The following is a 19834-nucleotide window of genomic DNA, read 5'->3' as shown; positions in this document are numbered from 1 at the left end:
AGTAACAATTTCGGCAGAAACCGGAAATCTTTAGGAGATTTTTTAAGACATAAATGGGCGAATCAGACCATTCTTTTGGCTTCTGCAATGATATAATCCGCAATTCGGATCAGGCGGATCATAATCGCTTTAAACTTTTTATACTGATAGTAGTTTTCGCGATGTTTGTCCAAATGAGCCTCTACAAGTGCCACCGTTTTTGAAGAAATCTTCATGGTTTTGATTTCATTTTCAGTGATTCCGTAAAGATTTGCCTCGGAGACAAACCGGTTCAATTCTTTGACCAAACTTTCATCTGTTAGGTCTTGGATCTCGAATACCTTTTCTATTTTTAAAATAAAATCCGTCAAAGTTCGTTTGATCTTCGCCTCTTCATCATTCGGCTTTCTTTTTGTAGTCATCTGACTCAATACCTCGTAACGGTCCAAGGCATTTTCATACAAGTCGTTGACTTTTGCTTTATGAGCCAAAATAAAACTAATAAAGGACAAAAGACCGACTAAGGTATCAGGGTATTTATTGGTAGAGCCGATTTCATCCAATGCATTGGCAAAACCTTCCTCATCATGCGGGACGAGTTGAATAAAGTCCAACACCGGTTCCACAGAGGAGCCGGCAGTGTATTTTCGAATGATTTCAACTCCGTCTAGGTAATTCATTGTCTTTTATCTACCACTGATACTTTTCTAATCGTAGTTTGTAAATTTCCTTTTTCTATGATTCGATCCAAAACTTCCGTTCCTGAAACCAAATGACCGAAAACCGTGTGAATTCCATCCAGATGAGGGGTATCCACTTGATTGATAAAAAATTGAGATCCGTTTGTATTTGGACCTGCATTCGCCATAGCTAAAGAATGTCTCACAGCTTTTTTACTTGGAACAACTTCATTGAAACGGTATCCGATTCTATATAGAATTTCCATAACTGGAAGCTCCAAAGCATCCGTATAAGCGGCTTCCACTTCGACACGTTTTTCGTCTAACTGTTGTCTGTTTTGAATATTGAACTCGGAAAGTACGACTCTTTGCAATTGTGCCTGGAATTGAGGAGCGTCTTTCACTTTTAATTTATCGAGTCCGATCGCTTTCGCATTGATCTCATCTTCAAATTTATAGCCAGGGCCTCCTCCTCCGTCTCCTCTAGGACATCCGCCTTGTGCCATAAAATCAGGAATCACTCTATGGAATTTAAGTCCGTCGTAAAAGGGACGTCTTTCTTTTACCCCTTTTTCATTGGTGAAGTCTTTTTCCCCTTGGGCAAGGTCGATGAAGTTTTGGACGGTTTTGGGAGCTGCGTCCGCAAATAATTCCAAGACCAGATCCCCTGTCGTTGTTTGAATAACCGCATAGACCGCAGGTTTTTCCGGAAGTTTTACATTTACGGTATCCGCACGTTTTACTATGACTTTCGTGCTGGAATAGGAGATAGGTTCGTATGTCATTTTTTTAAATCTTTTTTCACCACATTGGATGGTAAAAAAACAGAATCCGAATAATGCGAGTAATAGGATAAGTTTCGTTTGGAAAATCTTAAACATTCTTTTTGCCTTTGGAAGATTGAATTTGAAATCGTTTTTCTAGTTCTTTTAGTTTTCGCTTAGCATTCTTTAGTTGTTCTTTCTGCATTGGTTTGGAAGTTCCCCCGGGAACATTCTTTTTATCGCAAGAAGTCTCGAGTACAATTGCATCCTCATAACCCGGATCGGCGAGGACTGCATGGATCTTTCCTCTTTCCCCTTGTGGAATGGTAAATAAATCCCAACCCCTGGAGGAACAATGTTTCACAAGCTCCCCAACAATTTCATGTGAGGTTCGGAAAGGAATCTTTTTTTGAAAAACGAGCCAGTCTGCGAGATCCGTAGCAGTGGAAAAACCGGAACGTAGACTTCTCACCGCATTTGCCGGAAAAATCTCAAGGCCGGAAACCATCTCCCGAATCCCTTCTATGGCAAGTTTTACCTGTTTTACCGTGTCAAACAAAGGGATTTTGTCTTCTTGAAAATCCCGATTGTACGCAGAAGGTGTTCCCTTCATCATCATCAGAACATGGTTGAGTCCTCCAACAACTCTTCCCGTTTTTCCCCGAATCAATTCGGCAACATCAGGATTTTTTTTCTGAGGCATGATCGACGAACCGGTGGTAAGCGAATCGGGAAGTTTGAAATAAGAAAATTCCTGAGAAGAAAACAAAATGATCTCTTCGCAAAATCGGGAAGCATGTATATAAAACTGGGAAGATACGAATAAAAATTTCAGGATATGATCTCTTTGCGAAACAGCATCCATTGAATTTTCGGAGATTCTCCCCAGATTCAAATCCTTTTGTAAAAAATTTCTATCCGTCGCATAATTCACACCGGCCAGGGCACCGGAACCTAATACCAGTTCGTCTGCCCTTTCCCTTGCCGATAAAAAATCTTCAAAGTCACGTAAGTTCGCCCAAAAATGGGATAAAAAATAATGAGAGGCCCGGATTGGCTGTGCAATCTGCAAATGAGTGTATCCCGGAATGACGATGTCGACCGATTTTTCCGCCTTCTCCAGCCAACTTTCCAAAAGGGAAAACAAAAGACTTAGGATATTTGTAATTTCTTCTTTCAGGTAGAGACGTACGTCTTGCGAGACCTGATCGTTTCTGGAACGTGCCGTATGTAATTTTTTCCCCAAGTCTCCGAGAATATCAGTTAGGCGGGACTCAATGGACATATGAATGTCTTCGTTTTCTATTTTGAATTCGAATTTACCCGATTCTATTTCCTTTCCGATGAGTTTTAAAGTATCTTCAATTTTTTTCTGTTCTTCTCCGGTAAGAATCCCTATCTTTCTCAGCATTCTGGAATGGGAAATAGATCCGGTAATGTCCTGTTTGTACAATTCCTTATCAAAACTAATCGACTCACCGATTCGAACCATAAGTGAGGAAGGAGCTTCTGAAAATCGTCCTCCCCAAAGTTTTTTTTCTTTCATAACGATTCCTTTTCGCTCTCCTCTTCCAGTGCGGAAATCCAGTCTTTCAGTATTTTTATATCTTCTTCGCCAATGACCGCATCTCTATGAATCCAAGTGTAGGATTTCAGAGGCATCTCTTCCTCTTCGACCGCTTCCAAAATCGAATCCGCTTTTTTGATTTTTTTATCAATGGAAAGTTTTTCCCATTCGGAGAAATTGAGTTCTTCCCTTCCTTCCTTTACATGATTGGAAACAAAATAGGATACGGGAAATACATAAGAATAGATCGGCCATTTTGTTTTATGGGAATGACAATCGTAACAGCTTCTTTCCAAGATGGAATTCAATTTGGAATCCGCGCGAATCGGTGCGGACTCTTCCGGATTATCTCTTTCTACAGGAATGAATTGGACAAGTACCGAGAGAATCAAAAATAGATAAGTTACCCTTTTCATATCTCATGACAGGGTTTAGGAAAGAGGATGAATTCAAAGTATATTTTTATCTTGCTAATGGGCCGGAGACCGGTCTTGATTCCATACAGGAGCAAATATTGGAGATTTTATTCGAACAATCCCCTTACCTTTGGATCATAGGCGGAATTCTATTTTTAGCTTTGGAATTTGTTTTTCCGGGTACATTTATTATGTTCTTAGGAATCGGCGGAATCATCACAGGGATTGCCGCGCGACTGATACCGATGAGTTTTACCGCCCAAGTGGTAGTCTGGATGATTTCCACACTTGCCTCGCTGATTTTAGGCGGCTCTGCCGTTAAGAAATTATTCAAATCGGAATCGACTGTTGATCCTTTTATCAAAGACGATTATTTGCAACAGATCGTCCCTGTGGAAACGGATGTTTTGGTAGGACAGCTGGGAGGCAAAGTGCTATTCCAAGGAACTGTCTGGGATGCCATCAGCCAAAAGGAAAAAATTCCCAAAGGTTCCCAAGTAAGAATTTTATCTCGTGACAATCTTACATTCACAGTGGAAAAAATTTCACTTGGAGATTAATTCTTTTTCGATTTAAAAAAAAACGATTCCAATAAAAAATCCCTTTTCTCTTTCCCTGCCTTAGTCTATCATAACGTCCTAGTCAGAATAAGGAGAAAAGAAAGATACATGGGCTCTGTATTCATCATTATCTTTGTTTTGCTGATTTATATCATCAGTAAAACAATCATCATCGTTCCGGAACAAAGCGAACACATCAAAGAAAGGTTAGGCGTATTTCAAGGTGTTCTCAAACCAGGATTTTATTTTATGATCCCTTTCGTCGATCAAATCCGTTACAGACAAAATCTAAAAGAACAGACGATTGATATCGATCCGCAAGTGTGCATTACCAAAGACAACGTCTCCGTAGAAGTGGACGGGGTTTTGTATATGAAGGTAATCGACAGCGAAAAAGCATCTTACGGAATCGACAATTTCATGTTGGCGACTTCGCAACTTGCACAAACGACCTTGCGTTCGGAAATCGGCAAACTAGTGTTAGACAATCTGTTATCGGAAAGAGAAGAAATCAATGCAAATGTGGTTTCCAACATCGATCGCGCGACCGACCCTTGGGGAATCAAAGTGACCCGTTATGAAATCAGAAACATAACTCCTCCCAAACAAATCCTTTTGGAAATGGAAAACCAGATGAAGGCGGAAAGAGAAAGAAGAGCGGAGATTACCATTTCTCAAGGTGAGAAAGAATCCCTTGTAAACAAATCCGTAGGTGAAAGACAAGAATCAATCAATATCTCCGAAGGAGAAAAAATCCGACTGGTCAATGAAGCGGAAGGTAGAGCCAAAGAAATCGAAGTCATCGCAACGGCAACAGCGCGCGGACTAAAATTGGTTTCCGAAGCCATTAACAAAAAAGGTGGAAAAGAAGCAGTGAGCTTGCAGATCACCCAAGAGTATCTGGACGCATTGGGAACGATCCTGAAAACATCGAAAACAACAGTCGTTCCGGAAAACCTGGCCAATATAGGAGGAGTCTTCGAAGGACTTTCCCGAATCACTACAAAATTGCCAAACAGTAACCAAGGAGAATAAAAATGAGTGAAAATTATATAATCGTTGGTTTTTGGACAATCGTTACCATCTATCTTGCCTATAAGATCTTTCGTTGCATCAGAATCATCCCCGCACAAGACGTGTTAATCGTAGAAAGATTGGGAAAATACAATCGGACTCTCCGCGCAGGCTTTCATCTTTTGGTTCCCTTTGTTGATCGGGACGCTTATTATCTGTCTTTAAAAGAACAGGCCATCGACGTACAACCTCAAATCTGTATTACACATGACAACGTACAGGTGAAAGTAGATGGAGTACTTTATATCAAAGTAATCGATCCTGTTCGTGCGGCTTATGGAATTCAGGATTACAAATTTGCTTCCATTCAATTGGCACAAACCACAATGCGTTCCATCATCGGAACCATGGAATTGGACAAAACCATCGGTGGAGAAAAGGATATGATCAATTCGACGATCGTCGCCGCAGTGGACCAAGCCTCCGGTCCTTGGGGAATCAAAGTAAACCGTTATGAGATTTTAAATATCGTTCCCCCAAAATCAGTGTTAGATGCGATGGAAAAAGAGAAGAAAGCTCAAATTTCGAAACGTTCGCAGATTTTACTTTCGGAAGGAGAAAGAGACTCAAGAATCAATCGTTCCCTCGGTCTCAAAGAAGAAGCGATCAACAAATCGGAAGGGGAAAAACAAAGAAGGATCAACTCGGCAGAAGGTAAGGCTTCGGAAATCGAATCAATTGCACAAGCGAGTGCAAAAGGTATCGAATCAGTTGCAAGTTCCATTGCCGAACAGGAAGGAGGATCCGCAGTCAAATTGCAGATTACCAGGGCATTCATCCAAAATTTTCTCAATCTTGCCAAAGAAAATACGGAGATACTCATCCCCGCTGATGTAATGAATCTGCCGAACCTGATTGCCAACCTAACAGGAACAAGGTCAAAAACGAAAGAATAACTTGATTTGATTTTGTAAAATTCCCCGGCCGGAATGGATTTAAGGAAAACCGGGGAATTTTATTTATTTCAAACTACTCCCAACTTTCTTCTTCCTTATACAAAGGGACACAGGGCTTTGCCAGTGCTTTTGCCGCAAGGGAAAGAAGTAAAATTTCATTATCATCCGGCCCGATACGATTGGCGTGGATGACTCCGCAACCTTTGCATCTGTGAAGCAAGACCCATTCTTCTTTGCGGACCCAAATGGAAATCGGCTCCATAATACTTCCGCAATCGGAAGCCCTATCTCCCGGACTTTTATCCACATGAAGGCTATGCAAACAGTTGGGACAATGGTTTCTTTGGCTGGTTCCAAAACCAATCTGGCCGATCATCGCCTTACAGTGTTTACATCGAAATTCATCCTGGCAGGAATTGTTTCTATAAGTAATCTGTTTGTTTCGTTCTTTTGATTCTTCTTCCGAATCAAAATCATCGAATTTTTTCTTTTTGGTAATTTTTACGAAATGGGTTTCATGAAAGTCTTTAGTCATTTCCGTTTCGCGGCAAGCGAAGCTCTCTTAAAGAGAAAAGGATGTATATCCTTTGGAATCTGCCAATGGAGAAAACTGAAATCTAGAATGTATCCTTTGAAGCTGTGCCGCAACAAACCGCTATAAATTAAAGGAAACTACTCTGGAAGAGTTGTCTCAATCGGCTTGTTAGGCAATGACCTGGTAGTGTAACATAGTTCCTCTCCAAACTGAAAGGAACTATGTTTGGCTGCAAGAAAAAAATCAGAGAAGACCGCTTCCGATAATGGCTCTTTGCTCCATAGGAAGAAATTTCTGATTGAATAGGTAAGATTCGTCTTTTTTCAAAGGTTTCGTATCCCTTCGGTTAGTTGCCTTTTCTTCCAATTCCAAATCGGACTTTCCGGTAACATACAAATCCGGGATACGATCCCCGTCCGAATCAATCTCAGCTCTATCAAAGAAGATAAAAATATCGGCAAAACCGTTTTTGTCAGTATCCACTTCTTTGCGAACGGATCTGTTATTAAAATTATAATATTGAGTGGTTTCGAAAAATCCGTCTTTATCCGCGTCTTTTTGAACCATTACTATCTTTTCATTGGGCAGCATCCAACGTAAGAGATCGATTTTTCCATCATAATTTTCATCTACTTCTTCGTGAACCTTTACCATCTTTTTTAAAGGAGTGTTCGGATCTTGGACGGTGCTATGCCCTTGCCAGACGAATTCGTCGGAAGAACCATCCGTATTTTTATCAATTTCCAAGTAGACAACTCTGTAATTATCCTTTTCGGGAAGATAATAACCATTTGTATCGATTTTACCCGTACCTGCGGTATCGACAGGCATAATACGCATTTCAGTACCGAAAGGAAGGGGTAAAGTAGTTCCCTTGCATTGAAATAGGAAAAGAAAAACTGTAGTGAGTAAACAAATACGAATCATGACTGAAGTTATCGAAAACCCAATTCATATAGGCAAGTGTTTTTAAAAAATAAAAAAGATCTACCCGGAAGCGGATAATTTCTTAGATAGAAAAAAACAATTATGGCCTGGAGGAAAATCGGAAATATGACCTACTTGTTCGTATCCTTCCTGGAGATAGAATTTGGGTGCTTGGAATCCGAAAGAATAACCGAAAATCAGAGAACAATTCAATTGAACCGCTTCCACCTCCACTCTTTGCAGCATCTCTTTGCCTAGATTCTTTCCCCTCTCCTCCGAATCCACCCAAAGCAACTGAAGATTCAAACCCCGGAAGTACATATAACCAAGCGCTGCCGCAATGATCTTGTCTTCTCTTTTGGCCAACAAACAAAAGAACTGAGTTTCTTCCATATGAGGATCATTCAATTTGGAAAGACTGTAGGAATGCAATTGGGACCATAGAAATTCCTGAGTAGACGCATCAGGGTTTACAATTTTTTCAAAATGAATCTCCGGATCGGTCATCGGTTATTTATTTATATAAAGGCAGGCGCTCCGCCGAGTCTTTCCATAGGATCGACGATCTGAGTGATTTGAATTCCGTAATAATCATCGAGCACAATAAGCTTACCCCTTCCTACTAACTTGCCATTTGCGAGAATGTCCAGTTCTTCACCGATGTTTTTATCCAATTCCACAACGGTGCCTTCGGCCAACTGCAGCACGTCTTTGATAAACATTGTGGTTCTTCCCAGTTCAATCGTCAGCTGTAGGGTGACATCCAGGAGTAAGTTGAGGTTTGCAGTATTGCTTCCTCCGAGGGAAGACTGGGATTTTGCGGAAGATTTGGAAGGGGTTGGTGTGGAACTGGGGCCAAGTGCCGCAGCAATATCTGCAAAAGAAGGGCCGTCGTCACCGCCGCCTCCGGCACCGCCGACAAGTGCATCCAGGTCATCAAGACCACCACCACCACCTGCCGGTGTAGAGCTTCCACCACCAAATCCACCCAATAATGCATCTATATCCTCTTGGGATAATGAACCCTCGCCCATACGGAAACCTCTTCTTTCTTACACTGTCGGTGAAATAAAAATTCCTTCCTTGAAAAAAATTAAATCTTCCTGTTTTTCGTTCTTATGTCCAGTCCTTCTCCTCAATTAGACTTTTTTAAAGCGAAAGATTTGTTTTTCACGGAATTGGGAGGAAATGGCTACCAATTCCTCTCGGAAAAGGAAGAAATCATTTTCAAATTTTCTTCTCCTCATCCAGGAAAAGAAAAACTTTTCGAATCTCTGGGAATCATTCGAAATTACATCGAAAACTTCAGGATTTATAATTTCGAGGAAGGTTATTTCAGCATTCAGGCATTGAATGAAAATCTTTTCGAACCGGAAAAGAATATTTCAAATCGGATTCGATTTCGATTTATGTACCAGACCAATCTGTTAAAAGTCGAGATTTCAAAAAGAGGAGATTATTCTTTCAAAGAAATTCAAACCTGTTTGGAGCTATTTCGTTTTTTCAGCGGTACCGAAGGTGCAAAGCCGAACCCAAAAGAAGTTTTACGAAAATTAGGTGCGGAAGTCTTTGATCCTGCAGAAGAAAATCTGAAAGAAAATGCGCTGAGTTTCGACCATGTATTCGGTTATGAAAATGTAAAAAAACAAGTAATGGAAAGTTTGGTGATGCCCCTGCTTCGCCCGGAACCGTTTTTGGAGATTACCAAATTCACACGCAAATTTCCCACCACAATTCTACCTAGGGCGGTTCTCTTTGAAGGAGACCCGGGTGTGGGGAAAACTACGATGGCAAAAGTAGCCGCTAACCTTTGCAATGTGCCAATGATCTATGTTCCCATCGAATCCATATTAAGCAAATATTACGGAGAATCTTCTCAAAATCTGGCCATGGTTTTCGATGCGGCATCTCTCTTCGATCGTTCCATGCTGTTTTTAGATGAAATAGATTCTCTTGCCACGTCCAGGGAGGACGGTTTGTTTGAGGCGACCAGAAACTTACTCAGTGTTCTACTTCGTAAATTGGACGGATTCGCCAAACAGACAAACATCATCACAATCGGCGCCACCAATAGAAAAAAAGATTTGGATTCGGCACTTCTCTCCCGGTTCGACAGAAAGATATTTTTTCCTCTCCCCAATAAGGAAGAAAGGGCACAAATTCTGGAAGGTTACGCGAGACAGCTTTCCTGGGAAGACCGCTTAAGCCTTTCTGAAAAATTGGAAGGAACCTCGGGAAGAAACCTGAAGGATTTTTGCGATTACGTGGAAAGACGCTGGGTGACGGAGACTTTTGGGGAAAATCGGGGGATCGAGGCTCCAAAATCCCTATTTTACCAAGATTCTCTCCCTGATTTTCACTGGAAGTGACAAAATTAGATTTCGGGGTCAATCCTTGGCTAAGATTTTCCGATAATTTAGTAGGATATTTCTTTACGGTATGTGGCCGTATCCAGTTATCCTCAATATAACCGTTTTAGGGACTCGGACATGAAAATAATAAAATTTCTACCTATTTTACTTCTTAGTTTAGGGCTTTCCGCACAAGGCAGCCCGGAATCCGGAACTGGCTCAGCTGGGATCGACACCACTCAAGATGGTAAATCTATTTCAGAAACTGAAAAAGAATTAGATAATAATATCTTTGAAGTAAATAAAAAGCTCACCCGCCATACTGTACTTTTTAAAATGAAGGTGAAAACACTTCCTCACCGCACGATTCTTTTCAAAGGAAAACCGAGCCAAGATGGAGAAAGATGTGAGGCTGCGCAAAAACAAGAAGCTGCTGACAACACATGCGTTCATTTGGAAGTTTTTGATTTTCAAGGTGCTGAAGATGGAAAGTCTGAATACAATTTAGGTGCTAAATTCAAAACCATCGAATTGTTTTTCGAAGGCAATAACAACGCAGATCCGGATCCAAGAAAAGAACAACCTCGTAACCTCGCAAAGATTCGGACTTATGTTTACCAAAACAATTTTGTAATGGAAGACAAAGTGATTTCCATGATCATAGATAACGCAGCAAATTCGCAACCGGCGCATAACGAAAAGTTAGAATTGTTCTATCAACATGACGGAGATCCGAACTGGGGAACTCCGGAGACTCCTTCTCAAAAAGGTGTTGGAAAATACATTCTTTCCAATGTTGAGAATACAAAAACAAACCCGATTAGAAATCATTTCAAAAAGCAGTTCTATTTCAAAAACTTAGATTATTTTGATAAACTTTTCACAAAGCTTTTTGATTATAATGACAGAGACTCTAACAAACATTACAAAAAGAATGTTGAGACTCTGAAAAGTTCTTTGAAATACTAAGAACACAAGGGTTCATTCCCTGAACTTTTTAAAAAACTGTCCGAATTGTTCTACCACATTGAGGTTCCCTGCCAGTCAGGGAACTATCTTGGTTCGTTGTCCTGTCTGCTCTCATAGATTTCAATTCAATCCGAATGATGAGAAGGAAATACCGGGAAGTTTCGAAGAAGAAACAATCCCTTCTTTCCAATTCCAACCAAGCAACGGAGAATACATGCATCTCATCAAAGATTTGTTATATGCGCCGATTGATTTTTTAAAATCGAAATTCGGAAGAAAAACATATCAGGAAGAGAATGTCTTTTGGAAAAATCCTAAGTTTTGGATCCCTATCTTACTTTTCGGAATTCTAGGCTTATACCTGGTTCGTAATTTATCCTGGAAGGACTCACAACCGCTTTCCAATCCACACCGAGGGCTACAGGAAGAAGAAACAGATCCGAACACTAACCCAATGGGAGAAGATCCTCCTCGTCCACCACAGGAAGAAGAAATAAAACCTCCTAGTTTCGAGATCTAATTGAACTGGATTGTTCTCTCGGAAGAGGATGAACTCAGTTCCTCCCGTTATCGTATCTCGGGGGAAAAAAACACTCACCTATCGGAAATATTAAAAAAAGGTTCCAAAGATCAAATTCGGGTAATCCTTCCAGACAAAAAAAAAGGAACGCTGATTTTAGAATCTACTGGCAAAGAAGAATCCATCGGATACTTTTTACAGGAAGAGAAAGAAGAAAACCCGCCTTTATTTTCCAATATAGAAACGATTTTGGCACTTCCTAGACCGCAGACAGGAAAAAAAATACTCCACCTAGCGGGAGTGTATGGAGTCCCAAAATTGGTATTTACCAATCCATATGCAAAAAACAAGGAATTTTGGACTTCTCCCGTTTATAACGGAGGGGAAAGAAAAGAATTGGAATCCGGGATGTCCCAGTCAGGTAATATTTACTTTCCTAAATTAGAATACAATAAAAACCCAAACTGGTTTAAAGATAGGGTTTCCAATCCCGATCGGATTTACATTTTTGATAAGACGGGAATTTCTTACGAAAGTTTCAGGGAGACGATTCCAAACCGGTTGCATCAGGAAAAACTTTCTTTTTGTTTCGGGCCTGAGTCTGGTTGGAGTGAATCGGATTTGGAAATCTTCAAAAAACTATCTTTTTCCATCGTATCACTCGGTTCGGTGATTCTTCGTACGGAGTTCGCTTTTCACGCATTTCTTCACCAAACGAATACTTGGTTAGAAACTGATTCCGCCCGAAACCAAAAACCTTAATTCATCCGTAGATTGGAATGTTTTTTCGGGAGAATTTAAAAAATACCTTCTGTAGTTTTGTATCCTAAGAACAATCGGACCGAAAGATTTTGAAATTTCCGCGGCACCTTGTGCATTTTCATCGATTTGAAACGCCTGTCCCCCGCTCTCATAACCTTTTTTAGTATAATAAAAGGATAATAAAAAAGAGGAACCAAGAGGAATGTAAGATGCAGCAAAAATTCTTTTATTATTTTTTCCACCGTAGTCTTCCATAGCAAACTCGAATCCTAAATGAAAAAAATTAATATAAACGGTATGGTAGTATCCTTTTATATTTCCTTCCGGTTGTGTCTTTAAAGTATCAAACTTTGTACGCATCGGCGCACCCACAGGGAAAGATTGAAATCTTTCGATCTCATAAAAACTATCAAAATACATAGGAGCATAATTTGCAGTCATATGCCTGATTTCCGGTTTAATAATGATATTTAAGTCTTTTGTCCCCAAACGAAGCGCAGCTCCGTAATGAGTTCCCTGTGAATTGGAAAGACCTTTGATTTTGTTTACATCCATATACGGTGTAAATTCCAAAAAAGGTAGATTTAACAACCGATATTCGAGATCAAAACCTTCAATACTAACCTTCGATGTCTCCGAGGTTTTGGGATTGTCCAGATTTTTTTCCGTAACGGGAGATCCGTTCGAGTTATAGGAAATCTGCACGGGAGCGGAACGATCCCATGCATTTGTAAAACCAAGAGTCATACGATTGTACCAAGGATCGTTTTCGGCAATCTCCATTCTGGAATCCTTGTTAATCGGTCTGATTTCTTTTTTCTTCGGGCCTGATTTTGTTTTATCAAGACCGGCTTCCTCTTCCACACTCAATCGCCCGGAATCATCCAATACATTTCCTCGAATGTTCATGAGATAAGTGATGCCTTCACTCGAACTGCTGAATAAAGATCTGACTTTATTATAGATAGCAAGCGGTTTGATATAAACCCTCGCGGCATTCACATCGAATGTGGCGACCGAATTGGAAAAATACTGAACTCCGCCGTAATCAGTGTTAAGGTCCGCCATAACTCCGGGGTTATAGGAATCAAACCGGGAAGAAGATTGGTATTTGTTTACGATCGTTCCGTGTCCGATATAACCGTCGATCATCTTACCTGTGTAAAATGAATAAGTGACTTTGCCCGGAACCTGCCCGTTGTAGGTTCCGTAGGAAACATAATTCAATACGCGCGCATAATCGTTTCTACTGTTATAATCAATGTCTCTGATCTTTCCGGTCTTTGCTCCTTCTGCCAAAGGGTCGCGATCTACCAGTAAGGAGTTGACCGGCAAAGAAAACGAATAACCGAAATTGTTCCCGTGGTTGTATGTAAAGTTGGGAGAAATGTAACCGTAATAATCTCCACGGTAAGAGTTCACACCGGCATCAAACTGTAAGGCGGAAGGTCTTCTGGTTTCAGTTCCGGTAGGAACCCAAACCTGTGCGAAAAGCGGCATATAGCCAAAAATGGCGAGTGAGATGGCAAAATACCGGATCGCTTTCATAAATTACTTAATTAGTATCGAATCGAATCCATTTGAAAATAAGAAATTTCCCCACAAATTGCCCTATTCAATAATACGGAATAATTATCCAACTTATTGGATAATTTCTTGACTTTACTACATAGTCGATTCAAATGGGCCTAATTCGTCCTAAGGAGAAACTATCTATGCCACGTAATTTCAAAGCGGAAACAGTTGCACTGCACGGCGGTCAAGTACCTGATCCTACAACTACTTCAAGAGCTGTCCCTATCTACCAAACTACATCCTATGTATTCAACGACACGGATCATGCTGCACGTCTTTTCGGTCTCCAGGAATTTGGAAATATCTATACTAGACTCATGAACCCTACTACGGACGTTTTGGAAAAACGGGTGGCCGCTTTGGAAGGTGGGGTTGCAGCACTTGCAACTGCTTCCGGTCAGTCGGCAGAAACTCTCGCACTTCTGAATATCGTGGAAGCAGGCCAGGAGATCGTAGCTTCTTCCTCATTGTATGGAGGAACTTATAACTTGCTTCATTATACTTTCCCCAAACTGGGAATCAAAGTTCATTTTGTAGACCAGTCCAATCCTGAAAATTTTAGGAAAGCTGCGAATGATAAAACCCGTGCTTTCTATGCGGAGACTTTGGGAAATCCGAAACTGGATACTTTGGATATAGAAGCTGTGGCAAAGATTGCACATGAACTGGGAGTTCCTTTGGTGATTGACAACACATTACCATCGCCCTATCTGGTAAACCCTTTGAAACACGGAGCGGACATCGTAGTTCATTCCCTCACTAAATTTTTAGGAGGCCACGGAACTTCCATCGGAGGGATCATCGTAGACGGTGGGTCTTTCAACTGGGGCAATGGAAAATTCAAAAATTTCACTGAGCCGGATCCTTCTTATCACGGCTTAAAATTTTGGGATGTGTTTGGTAAATTCGAACCTTTCGGAGGAGTGAACATTGCCTTCATTCTGAAAGCTCGTGTGCAAGGACTAAGAGATCTGGGACCTGCCATCTCTCCTTTCAATGCTTGGCAAATCATTCAAGGTGTGGAAACAGTAGCGCTTCGTTTGGAAAGACATTCTACAAACGCTCTGAAAGTTGCCGAGTTCTTAAGTAAACACCCGAAAGTGGAATGGGTCAATTACCCCGGACTGCCGTCTGATAAAAATCATGCTATTGCTAAAAAATACCATCATCGAGGTCTTTACGGCGCCATCATCGGTTTTGAAATCGGAGGTGGAATAGAGAAGGCTAAAAAATTCATAGATAGTTTGGAACTCTTTAGTCTGCTTGCTAACGTCGGTGATGCGAAATCACTCGCGATCCATCCGGCTTCAACGACTCACCAGCAGTTGACTTCGGAAGAACAAATTTCCGCAGGAGTCACTCCCGGGTTTGTTCGGTTGTCCGTAGGACTCGAACATATCGACGACATTCTGGTAGACTTAGAAGAGGCTTTCAAAAATATCTGATTAAGAGATAAAAATGTCTACCACTGCGAGCTCAGAACATAAAGATCCTCAGTCTGTAGGCATTGTTGAAACCAAAATCGCCCGGTTTGATTCTCTTACTTTGGACAACGGAGAAATCATTTCTCCTTTGGAAATTGCTTACGAAACTTACGGAACCCTCTCTGAGAAAAAAGACAATGCCATTCTGGTTTGCCACGCACTTTCCGGAGATGCCCATGCGGCCGGCTTCCACGAAGGTGACAAACGTCCCGGTTGGTGGGACTTTTATATCGGACCGGACAAAGCATTCGATACCGACAAATATTTTATCATATCTTCCAATGTGATCGGGGGATGCAAAGGGTCGAGCGGACCACTTACCATTTCCAACGCGACGAACAAAGCTTATCGTTCCAGTTTTCCTTTTGTTTCCATAGCAGACATGGTGCGTGCACAAGAAATACTTGTTTCTTCTTTCGGAATAGAAACCTTATTCGCAGTAGCAGGCGGTTCAATGGGAGGAATGCAAGCCTTACAGTGGTCAGTTGCCTACCCGGAGAAGATGAAAAATTGTATAGTGATGGCATCGACCGCCGAACACTCTGCCCAACAAATTGCATTCAACGAAGTGGGAAGACAAGCCATACTTGCGGATCCCAATTGGAATAACGGAATGTATGAAGACGACACCAAACCTGCAAAAGGTTTGGCGCTCGCCCGAATGATGGGTCACATCACTTATCTTTCCGATGAGATGATGCGGGACAAATTCGGTCGTAAACCTCCCAAAGGAAATATCCAAACCACCGATTTTGCAGTGGGTAGTTATTTGATCTACCAAGGGGAATCTTTTGTAGACCGTTTCGATGCAAATTCCTATATCTATGTTACGAAAGCATTGGATCATTACAGTTTGGGAACGGGAAAAGAACTTACAAAAGCACTATCAGGTGTTAAATGCAGGTTTCTGGTAGTGGCTTATACTTCCGATTGGCTTTATCCGCCTTATCAATCCGAAGAGATTGTAAAATCATTGGAAGTGAATGCAATCCCCGTTATATTCGTAGAGTTGAACAACCCGGCAGGACATGATTCCTTTCTTTTACAAAGCGAAGAGCAGGACTCAATCATTAAAGACTTTTTGGAATTCACCGATGATCCGGACGGAGTCATTTATGGCTGAAGGCAAAAACGGAAATCACATCGACATTGATGTCTCGGAACGTCCGGACATACTCTACATCGAAAAGATGATTCAATCCGGCGAACGCGTGCTCGACTTGGGATGTGGAAACGGAGAACTTATGTATCTCCTCAAAAAGAAAGGCGTGCGCGTTCAGGGAATCGAAAAAGACGACGAATGTATCATCCGTTGCGTGAAAAAAGGACTGTATGTCCATCATGGAGACATTGATGACGGACTTGCCCATCATCTGGACCAGAGTTTTGATTATATAATACTGAACCAAACCATCCAACAGACGTTAAATCCGGGAGACATCATCAGAGAGTGCCTCAGGATCGGCAAACAGGTGATTGTTGTATTTCCCAATTTTTCCCATTGGCAGATCAGACTTTCCGTTCTCTTCAGCGGAAGAACTCCCGTAACAAAACTGATGCCTTTCCATTGGTATGATACACCTAACCTGCATTTTCTATCTTCTCAGGATTTCGAAAACTTTTTAGAAAAAGACAAAATCAAAGTGATTCAGCGCAGTTTTTTTAATGAAAAGAGGGAAATCAGAGTTCTTCCCAACGTATTTGCCACCTTAGCTTTGTTTGTAATCCAAGCGGGTAGTTGAATAACGACCACTTCCGCAGAAAGATACATTTACCACCAAACTTTAAACCAAGTATTCGAACAGATTTTCATTCTGATTTACAAGAGTGTAATTGAGATTGTATTCATCCATTCTCTGGATCAATAGTTTAAAATCTTCATTCGACTTCACCTCGATTCCTATGAGTGCAGGCCCCGATTCCTTATTGTGTTTTTGAATGAATTCAAAACGAACGATATCGTCAGTAGGGCCTAGAATATGATTTACAAATTCCTTCAAAGCGCCCGGGCGCTGTGCAAAACGAACGATAAAATAATGCTTCAATCCTTCAAAAAGAAGTGAACGTTCTTTGATTTCCTGCATCCGATCAATGTCGTTATTGCCGCCGCTCAGGACGCAAACTACTTTTTTACCTTTGATCCTGTCTGCATATTGATCCAGTGCGGCGATACTCAAAGCACCCGCAGGCTCGGCAACGATTGCATCTTCATTATAAAGTTGCAATATCGTCGAACTTACCTTACCCTCGGGAACAAGTAGCATATCCGACAGTATTTCCTTGCAGATAGGAAAGGTAAGATCACCGACTTTTTTTACGGAAGCACCGTCTACAAAACGCTGAATGGATGCCAGTGCGACCGGTTTTCCCGCCTTCAGAGCTTCCGTCATGGATGGAGCACCTAACGGCTCTACTCCGATTATTTTCGTCTTTGGAGAATATTCTTTAAAATAACTTCCTAATCCGGCGCACAAACCGCCGCCGCCTACAGGTACAAAAACAAAATGAATTTCAGTCTGATCTTCCAGAATTTCCTTACCGACAGTACCTTGACCTTCCATGACTTTTGTGTGATCAAAAGGCGGAATAAAGATTTTTTTATGAGCTTCGGAATATTCCAAAGCAAATGTTTGGCATTCGTCGAAAGTATCTCCGACTAACACGATTTCAATGTTTGTGCCTCCGAACATTTTTACCTGATTGATTTTTTGTTTAGGGGTGATCGCAGGCATATAAATCACGCACTTGATATTCAACAATTTACAAGAGAATGCCACACCTTGCGCGTGATTGCCGGCACTCGCGCACACAATCCCGCGAACTCTCTCTTCTTCGCTCAAACTTTGAATCAAATGATAAGCGCCTCGGATTTTATAAGAGCGCACGACTTGTAGGTCTTCCCGTTTTATATAGACTTCACAGTCGAATTTTTCAGAGGATTTGCGATGGTATTGAAGAGGTGTTTTGAGCACAATCGGCTTCAACACTTCATAAGCTCTGTCTATGTCCAAAGGGATTGGTTTTGCGGTCATTGGTATCTTCTATTTTCTAGAAAACAAAAAGCACCGAAAACAATCCAGGAGAATCCAAATCCGGAACCAAATACAACGACCCGCGAAACATTACAAAAAAGCCCGAAGAGTCTGGCTTCGGGCTTTTTAGCTGTACGGCGATATTTACTATCTAAATAATACATCGCCATTTTTGCTTTTTTCTTAAGCTACATTCATACTGTTTCCTAATTTATTTTTTGAAATGAAGCGGAAAAAGACTTGGCCTATGTTATATACAAAACAGATTTTAAGTGCCTGATCCTTTTTAATGAATCTTTACCATCTGAAATTTTTTTTTCTATTATCTTCGATTTGCTTTTTTTATTTTCCATCTCTTTCAGCTGAAGATATTTCAAAAACAAAACAAACTAATATACAGATTCTGAAATTCAGCTGGGAGAATGACGTGTTTCTTTTTTCAGACAGAGAATATACAAACGGCATCCGCTTGGAATACGGGCTTTATGGAAAAACATATTTTCCCGCAAACTTAGTTCTCCAAGGTTTGGAAAAAATCATTCCCAAGTTCGAAAAAAAAACAGCGGAATATTCCGGATTATCTTTGACACACTCTCTTTATACTCCCTCGAATTTATATTCTTCCGATGCACCTTACGGAGAACGGCCTTATTCTGCAAATGCGATGGTTTCCTCGATTGCAGGTTATTTTTGGGATCGGAGTGCATTTTCCATCGAAATGGCAATCGGTTCCATGGGTCCGAATGTACGGGGAAAATCTGCACAAGCAGGTATCCACCGCCTAACAAATTCTCCACTACCTCAAGGATGGGACCGCCAATTACTAAATAGAAATTTATTTCAGGTAAATCTGGATTATAAATATTTTTGGAATCCTTATCTGGGAATCCAAACAACAATCAAACTGGGAAATCCGGATACTTCGGTATCCCTAGGTCCTGTTTTTCGTTTCGGTCATGTCCGCTCTCCCGTAGCACAAGGGATGAATATTTACGATCCGACTCCTTCTTATCCGGTGGAAGAAACGGAATATTATTTTTATCTAAAACCAGCGGTAAAAAGCCAATTCGTCAACTCTACATTAGGTGGAAGTGGAAACAATAATTTTTCGGCAACAATCGAAGAAGACGGCAGCACATCCGTCTATCTTACCGGAGGCAGAACCATTTTTATAGGAGATCCGCTATATAATTCGATCGGAGACGAAAGAGCTTACAATACGCTGACCAGATTCGGGGCTTATCAAACTCTCGTTCCATCCGATGCGCCTCTGGCATTGAACTTTCTAATCTTCAATTCCATCTTCAACGGAGCTCCTGTTCCCAATGAAGGATTAAAATTGCTTCTCTTGCAAAACTTAAACGAGCCGAATTCCAATCTTTCCAACTACTCCGGCGTAGAATACTTCGTATACGATACCCTCTATCGGAATCCAACCAAAGGAGTTTCGCCCTATTCGAAAATTTTAGCCTATAGGTATCTGAATTCGAACGAGGCCTCGGGAAATGATAGTATGCTTATTACCGCCTTATTGTTGTACAATGAAACAAATGCCAGTAAGACTTACAGTGTTCCCTTGAGAAGGGTCCAAGGAAAGTTTTCTACGGGATTCGTTTATCAGACACCGGATTGGTTTTTTCAAGTAGGATTGGAAGTTTCGTCTTTGGAGTATATTGCAGGGAGCGGGCTATCGCCGTATCACCGATATATGGGCATTCAGTTGGGTACTAAGTTCTAGAAAAT

At 41.1% G+C, this 19834-nt stretch carries 21 protein-coding genes; 11 read left to right on the top strand and 10 right to left on the bottom strand.

The genetic code is table 11. The annotated features are described in order from the left end of the window. Positions 1–62: 62 nt before the first annotated feature. Genes EHS11_RS14865 through EHS11_RS14850 form a run of 4 tightly spaced genes read right to left on the bottom strand, consistent with a single transcriptional unit; the run spans position 63 to position 3406 of the window. Complete coding sequence (locus EHS11_RS14865; RefSeq protein WP_135765165.1) at positions 63–659, bottom strand: hypothetical protein; 597 nt, start codon at positions 657–659, stop codon at positions 63–65. Then, positions 656–1540, bottom strand: a complete 885-nt coding sequence (locus EHS11_RS14860; RefSeq protein WP_135765164.1) for a peptidylprolyl isomerase — start codon at positions 1538–1540, stop codon at positions 656–658. Before EHS11_RS14860 ends, EHS11_RS14865 begins: the two co-directional genes overlap by 4 nt. Further along, a complete protein-coding gene (argH, locus tag EHS11_RS14855; protein WP_135765163.1) occupies positions 1533–2969 on the bottom strand; it encodes an argininosuccinate lyase in 1437 nt (478 codons plus the stop codon). The genes EHS11_RS14860 and argH overlap by 8 nt, the downstream gene beginning before the upstream one ends. Continuing rightward, positions 2966–3406, bottom strand: coding sequence for a heme-binding domain-containing protein (locus EHS11_RS14850; protein WP_135765162.1), 441 nt, complete (start codon positions 3404–3406; stop codon positions 2966–2968). Before EHS11_RS14850 ends, argH begins: the two co-directional genes overlap by 4 nt. A 98-nt stretch (positions 3407–3504) precedes the next feature. Between EHS11_RS14850 and EHS11_RS14845 the strand changes: the two genes are divergently transcribed. From EHS11_RS14845 to EHS11_RS14835, 3 genes are all read left to right on the top strand, one after another. Continuing rightward, positions 3505–3966: an NfeD family protein gene (locus tag EHS11_RS14845; protein WP_135765494.1), complete on the top strand. Its 462-nt coding sequence runs from the start codon at positions 3505–3507 to the stop codon at positions 3964–3966. A 108-nt stretch (positions 3967–4074) separates the two neighbouring features. Beyond that, complete coding sequence (locus EHS11_RS14840; RefSeq protein ID WP_135765161.1) at positions 4075–5001, top strand: SPFH domain-containing protein; 927 nt, start codon at positions 4075–4077, stop codon at positions 4999–5001. Next, positions 4998–5936 (top strand): SPFH domain-containing protein, encoded by a 939-nt coding sequence (locus EHS11_RS14835; RefSeq protein ID WP_425460595.1) that lies wholly within the window; start codon positions 4998–5000, stop codon positions 5934–5936. The genes EHS11_RS14840 and EHS11_RS14835 overlap by 4 nt, the downstream gene beginning before the upstream one ends. 73 nt (positions 5937–6009) lie before the next feature. On the opposite strand, the gene EHS11_RS14830 is transcribed toward EHS11_RS14835, so the two are convergent. The 4 genes from EHS11_RS14830 to fliN all read right to left on the bottom strand — a co-directional run bounded on the left by EHS11_RS14830 (position 6010) and on the right by fliN (position 8432). Further along, complete coding sequence (locus EHS11_RS14830; RefSeq protein ID WP_135765159.1) at positions 6010–6471, bottom strand: RNHCP domain-containing protein; 462 nt, start codon at positions 6469–6471, stop codon at positions 6010–6012. A gap of 243 nt (positions 6472–6714) precedes the next feature. Next, positions 6715–7398: an Lsa25.6 family adhesin gene (gene lsa25.6, locus EHS11_RS14825; RefSeq protein ID WP_135765158.1), complete on the bottom strand. Its 684-nt coding sequence runs from the start codon at positions 7396–7398 to the stop codon at positions 6715–6717. 60 nt (positions 7399–7458) lie between these two features. Then, positions 7459–7905: a GNAT family N-acetyltransferase gene (locus EHS11_RS14820; RefSeq protein ID WP_135765157.1), complete on the bottom strand. Its 447-nt coding sequence runs from the start codon at positions 7903–7905 to the stop codon at positions 7459–7461. A gap of 11 nt (positions 7906–7916) precedes the next feature. Continuing rightward, entirely contained in the window at positions 7917–8432 is a 516-nt protein-coding gene (fliN, locus tag EHS11_RS14815) for a flagellar motor switch protein FliN (RefSeq protein ID WP_135765156.1), read from the bottom strand. A gap of 84 nt (positions 8433–8516) precedes the next feature. On the opposite strand from fliN, the gene EHS11_RS14810 reads away from it, so the two are divergent. The 4 genes from EHS11_RS14810 to EHS11_RS14795 all read left to right on the top strand — a co-directional run bounded on the left by EHS11_RS14810 (position 8517) and on the right by EHS11_RS14795 (position 12000). Further along, the gene (locus EHS11_RS14810) at positions 8517–9767 is read left to right on the top strand and encodes an AAA family ATPase (RefSeq protein ID WP_135765155.1); all 1251 of its coding nucleotides are present in this window, start codon (positions 8517–8519) and stop codon (positions 9765–9767) included. A gap of 120 nt (positions 9768–9887) precedes the next feature. Beyond that, entirely contained in the window at positions 9888–10718 is an 831-nt protein-coding gene (gene fcpB, locus EHS11_RS14805; protein ID WP_135765154.1) for a flagellar-coiling protein FcpB, read from the top strand. 88 nt (positions 10719–10806) lie between these two features. Further along, the gene (locus tag EHS11_RS14800) at positions 10807–11238 is read left to right on the top strand and encodes a hypothetical protein (RefSeq protein ID WP_246047921.1); all 432 of its coding nucleotides are present in this window, start codon (positions 10807–10809) and stop codon (positions 11236–11238) included. Further along, complete coding sequence (locus tag EHS11_RS14795; protein ID WP_135765152.1) at positions 11239–12000, top strand: RsmE family RNA methyltransferase; 762 nt, start codon at positions 11239–11241, stop codon at positions 11998–12000. On the opposite strand, the gene EHS11_RS14790 is transcribed toward EHS11_RS14795, so the two are convergent. Further along, positions 11965–13548: a hypothetical protein gene (locus EHS11_RS14790; protein ID WP_246047920.1), complete on the bottom strand. Its 1584-nt coding sequence runs from the start codon at positions 13546–13548 to the stop codon at positions 11965–11967. The two genes, EHS11_RS14795 and EHS11_RS14790, sit on opposite strands and share 36 nt — an antisense overlap. A 167-nt stretch (positions 13549–13715) precedes the next feature. Between EHS11_RS14790 and EHS11_RS14785 the strand changes: the two genes are divergently transcribed. Genes EHS11_RS14785 through metW form a run of 3 tightly spaced genes read left to right on the top strand, consistent with a single transcriptional unit; the run spans position 13716 to position 16801 of the window. Further along, positions 13716–15020, top strand: coding sequence for an O-acetylhomoserine aminocarboxypropyltransferase/cysteine synthase family protein (locus EHS11_RS14785; protein WP_135765151.1), 1305 nt, complete (start codon positions 13716–13718; stop codon positions 15018–15020). A 13-nt stretch (positions 15021–15033) separates the two neighbouring features. Then, entirely contained in the window at positions 15034–16182 is a 1149-nt protein-coding gene (metX, locus tag EHS11_RS14780) for a homoserine O-acetyltransferase MetX (protein WP_135765150.1), read from the top strand. Then, complete coding sequence (gene metW, locus EHS11_RS14775; protein WP_135765149.1) at positions 16175–16801, top strand: methionine biosynthesis protein MetW; 627 nt, start codon at positions 16175–16177, stop codon at positions 16799–16801. The genes metX and metW overlap by 8 nt, the downstream gene beginning before the upstream one ends. A gap of 42 nt (positions 16802–16843) precedes the next feature. On the opposite strand, the gene ilvA is transcribed toward metW, so the two are convergent. Further along, on the bottom strand, positions 16844–18091 hold the full coding sequence (gene ilvA, locus EHS11_RS14770; protein ID WP_210413697.1) for a threonine ammonia-lyase IlvA: 1248 nt from the start codon (positions 18089–18091) through the stop codon (positions 16844–16846). Between the two features lie 289 nt (positions 18092–18380). Between ilvA and EHS11_RS14765 the strand changes: the two genes are divergently transcribed. Beyond that, a complete protein-coding gene (locus tag EHS11_RS14765; protein WP_135765148.1) occupies positions 18381–19829 on the top strand; it encodes a lipid A-modifier LpxR family protein in 1449 nt (482 codons plus the stop codon). Positions 19830–19834: the final 5 nt, after the last annotated feature.

Source organism: Leptospira ilyithenensis (genome assembly GCF_004771005.1).
Classification (GTDB): Bacteria; Spirochaetota; Leptospiria; order Leptospirales; family Leptospiraceae; genus Leptospira_A; species Leptospira_A ilyithenensis.
The sequence above is the reverse complement of the archived record's forward strand: the minus strand, read 5'-3'. Positions and strand labels throughout refer to the sequence as shown.

Coding starts and splice junctions, on each gene's coding strand:
- EHS11_RS14865 (WP_135765165.1), bottom strand. CDS start 659: ATGAATTACCTAGACGGAGTTGAAATCATTCGAAAATACACTGCCGGC.
- EHS11_RS14860 (WP_135765164.1), bottom strand. CDS start 1,540: ATGTTTAAGATTTTCCAAACGAAACTTATCCTATTACTCGCATTATTC.
- argH (WP_135765163.1), bottom strand. CDS start 2,969: ATGAAAGAAAAAAAACTTTGGGGAGGACGATTTTCAGAAGCTCCTTCC.
- EHS11_RS14850 (WP_135765162.1), bottom strand. CDS start 3,406: ATGAAAAGGGTAACTTATCTATTTTTGATTCTCTCGGTACTTGTCCAA.
- EHS11_RS14840 (WP_135765161.1), top strand. CDS start 4,075: ATGGGCTCTGTATTCATCATTATCTTTGTTTTGCTGATTTATATCATC.
- EHS11_RS14830 (WP_135765159.1), bottom strand. CDS start 6,471: ATGACTAAAGACTTTCATGAAACCCATTTCGTAAAAATTACCAAAAAG.
- lsa25.6 (WP_135765158.1), bottom strand. CDS start 7,398: ATGATTCGTATTTGTTTACTCACTACAGTTTTTCTTTTCCTATTTCAA.
- EHS11_RS14820 (WP_135765157.1), bottom strand. CDS start 7,905: ATGACCGATCCGGAGATTCATTTTGAAAAAATTGTAAACCCTGATGCG.
- fliN (WP_135765156.1), bottom strand. CDS start 8,432: ATGGGCGAGGGTTCATTATCCCAAGAGGATATAGATGCATTATTGGGT.
- EHS11_RS14810 (WP_135765155.1), top strand. CDS start 8,517: ATGTCCAGTCCTTCTCCTCAATTAGACTTTTTTAAAGCGAAAGATTTG.
- fcpB (WP_135765154.1), top strand. CDS start 9,888: ATGAAAATAATAAAATTTCTACCTATTTTACTTCTTAGTTTAGGGCTT.
- EHS11_RS14790 (WP_246047920.1), bottom strand. CDS start 13,548: ATGAAAGCGATCCGGTATTTTGCCATCTCACTCGCCATTTTTGGCTAT.
- EHS11_RS14785 (WP_135765151.1), top strand. CDS start 13,716: ATGCCACGTAATTTCAAAGCGGAAACAGTTGCACTGCACGGCGGTCAA.
- metX (WP_135765150.1), top strand. CDS start 15,034: ATGTCTACCACTGCGAGCTCAGAACATAAAGATCCTCAGTCTGTAGGC.
- metW (WP_135765149.1), top strand. CDS start 16,175: ATGGCTGAAGGCAAAAACGGAAATCACATCGACATTGATGTCTCGGAA.
- ilvA (WP_210413697.1), bottom strand. CDS start 18,091: ATGACCGCAAAACCAATCCCTTTGGACATAGACAGAGCTTATGAAGTG.
- EHS11_RS14765 (WP_135765148.1), top strand. CDS start 18,381: ATGAATCTTTACCATCTGAAATTTTTTTTTCTATTATCTTCGATTTGC.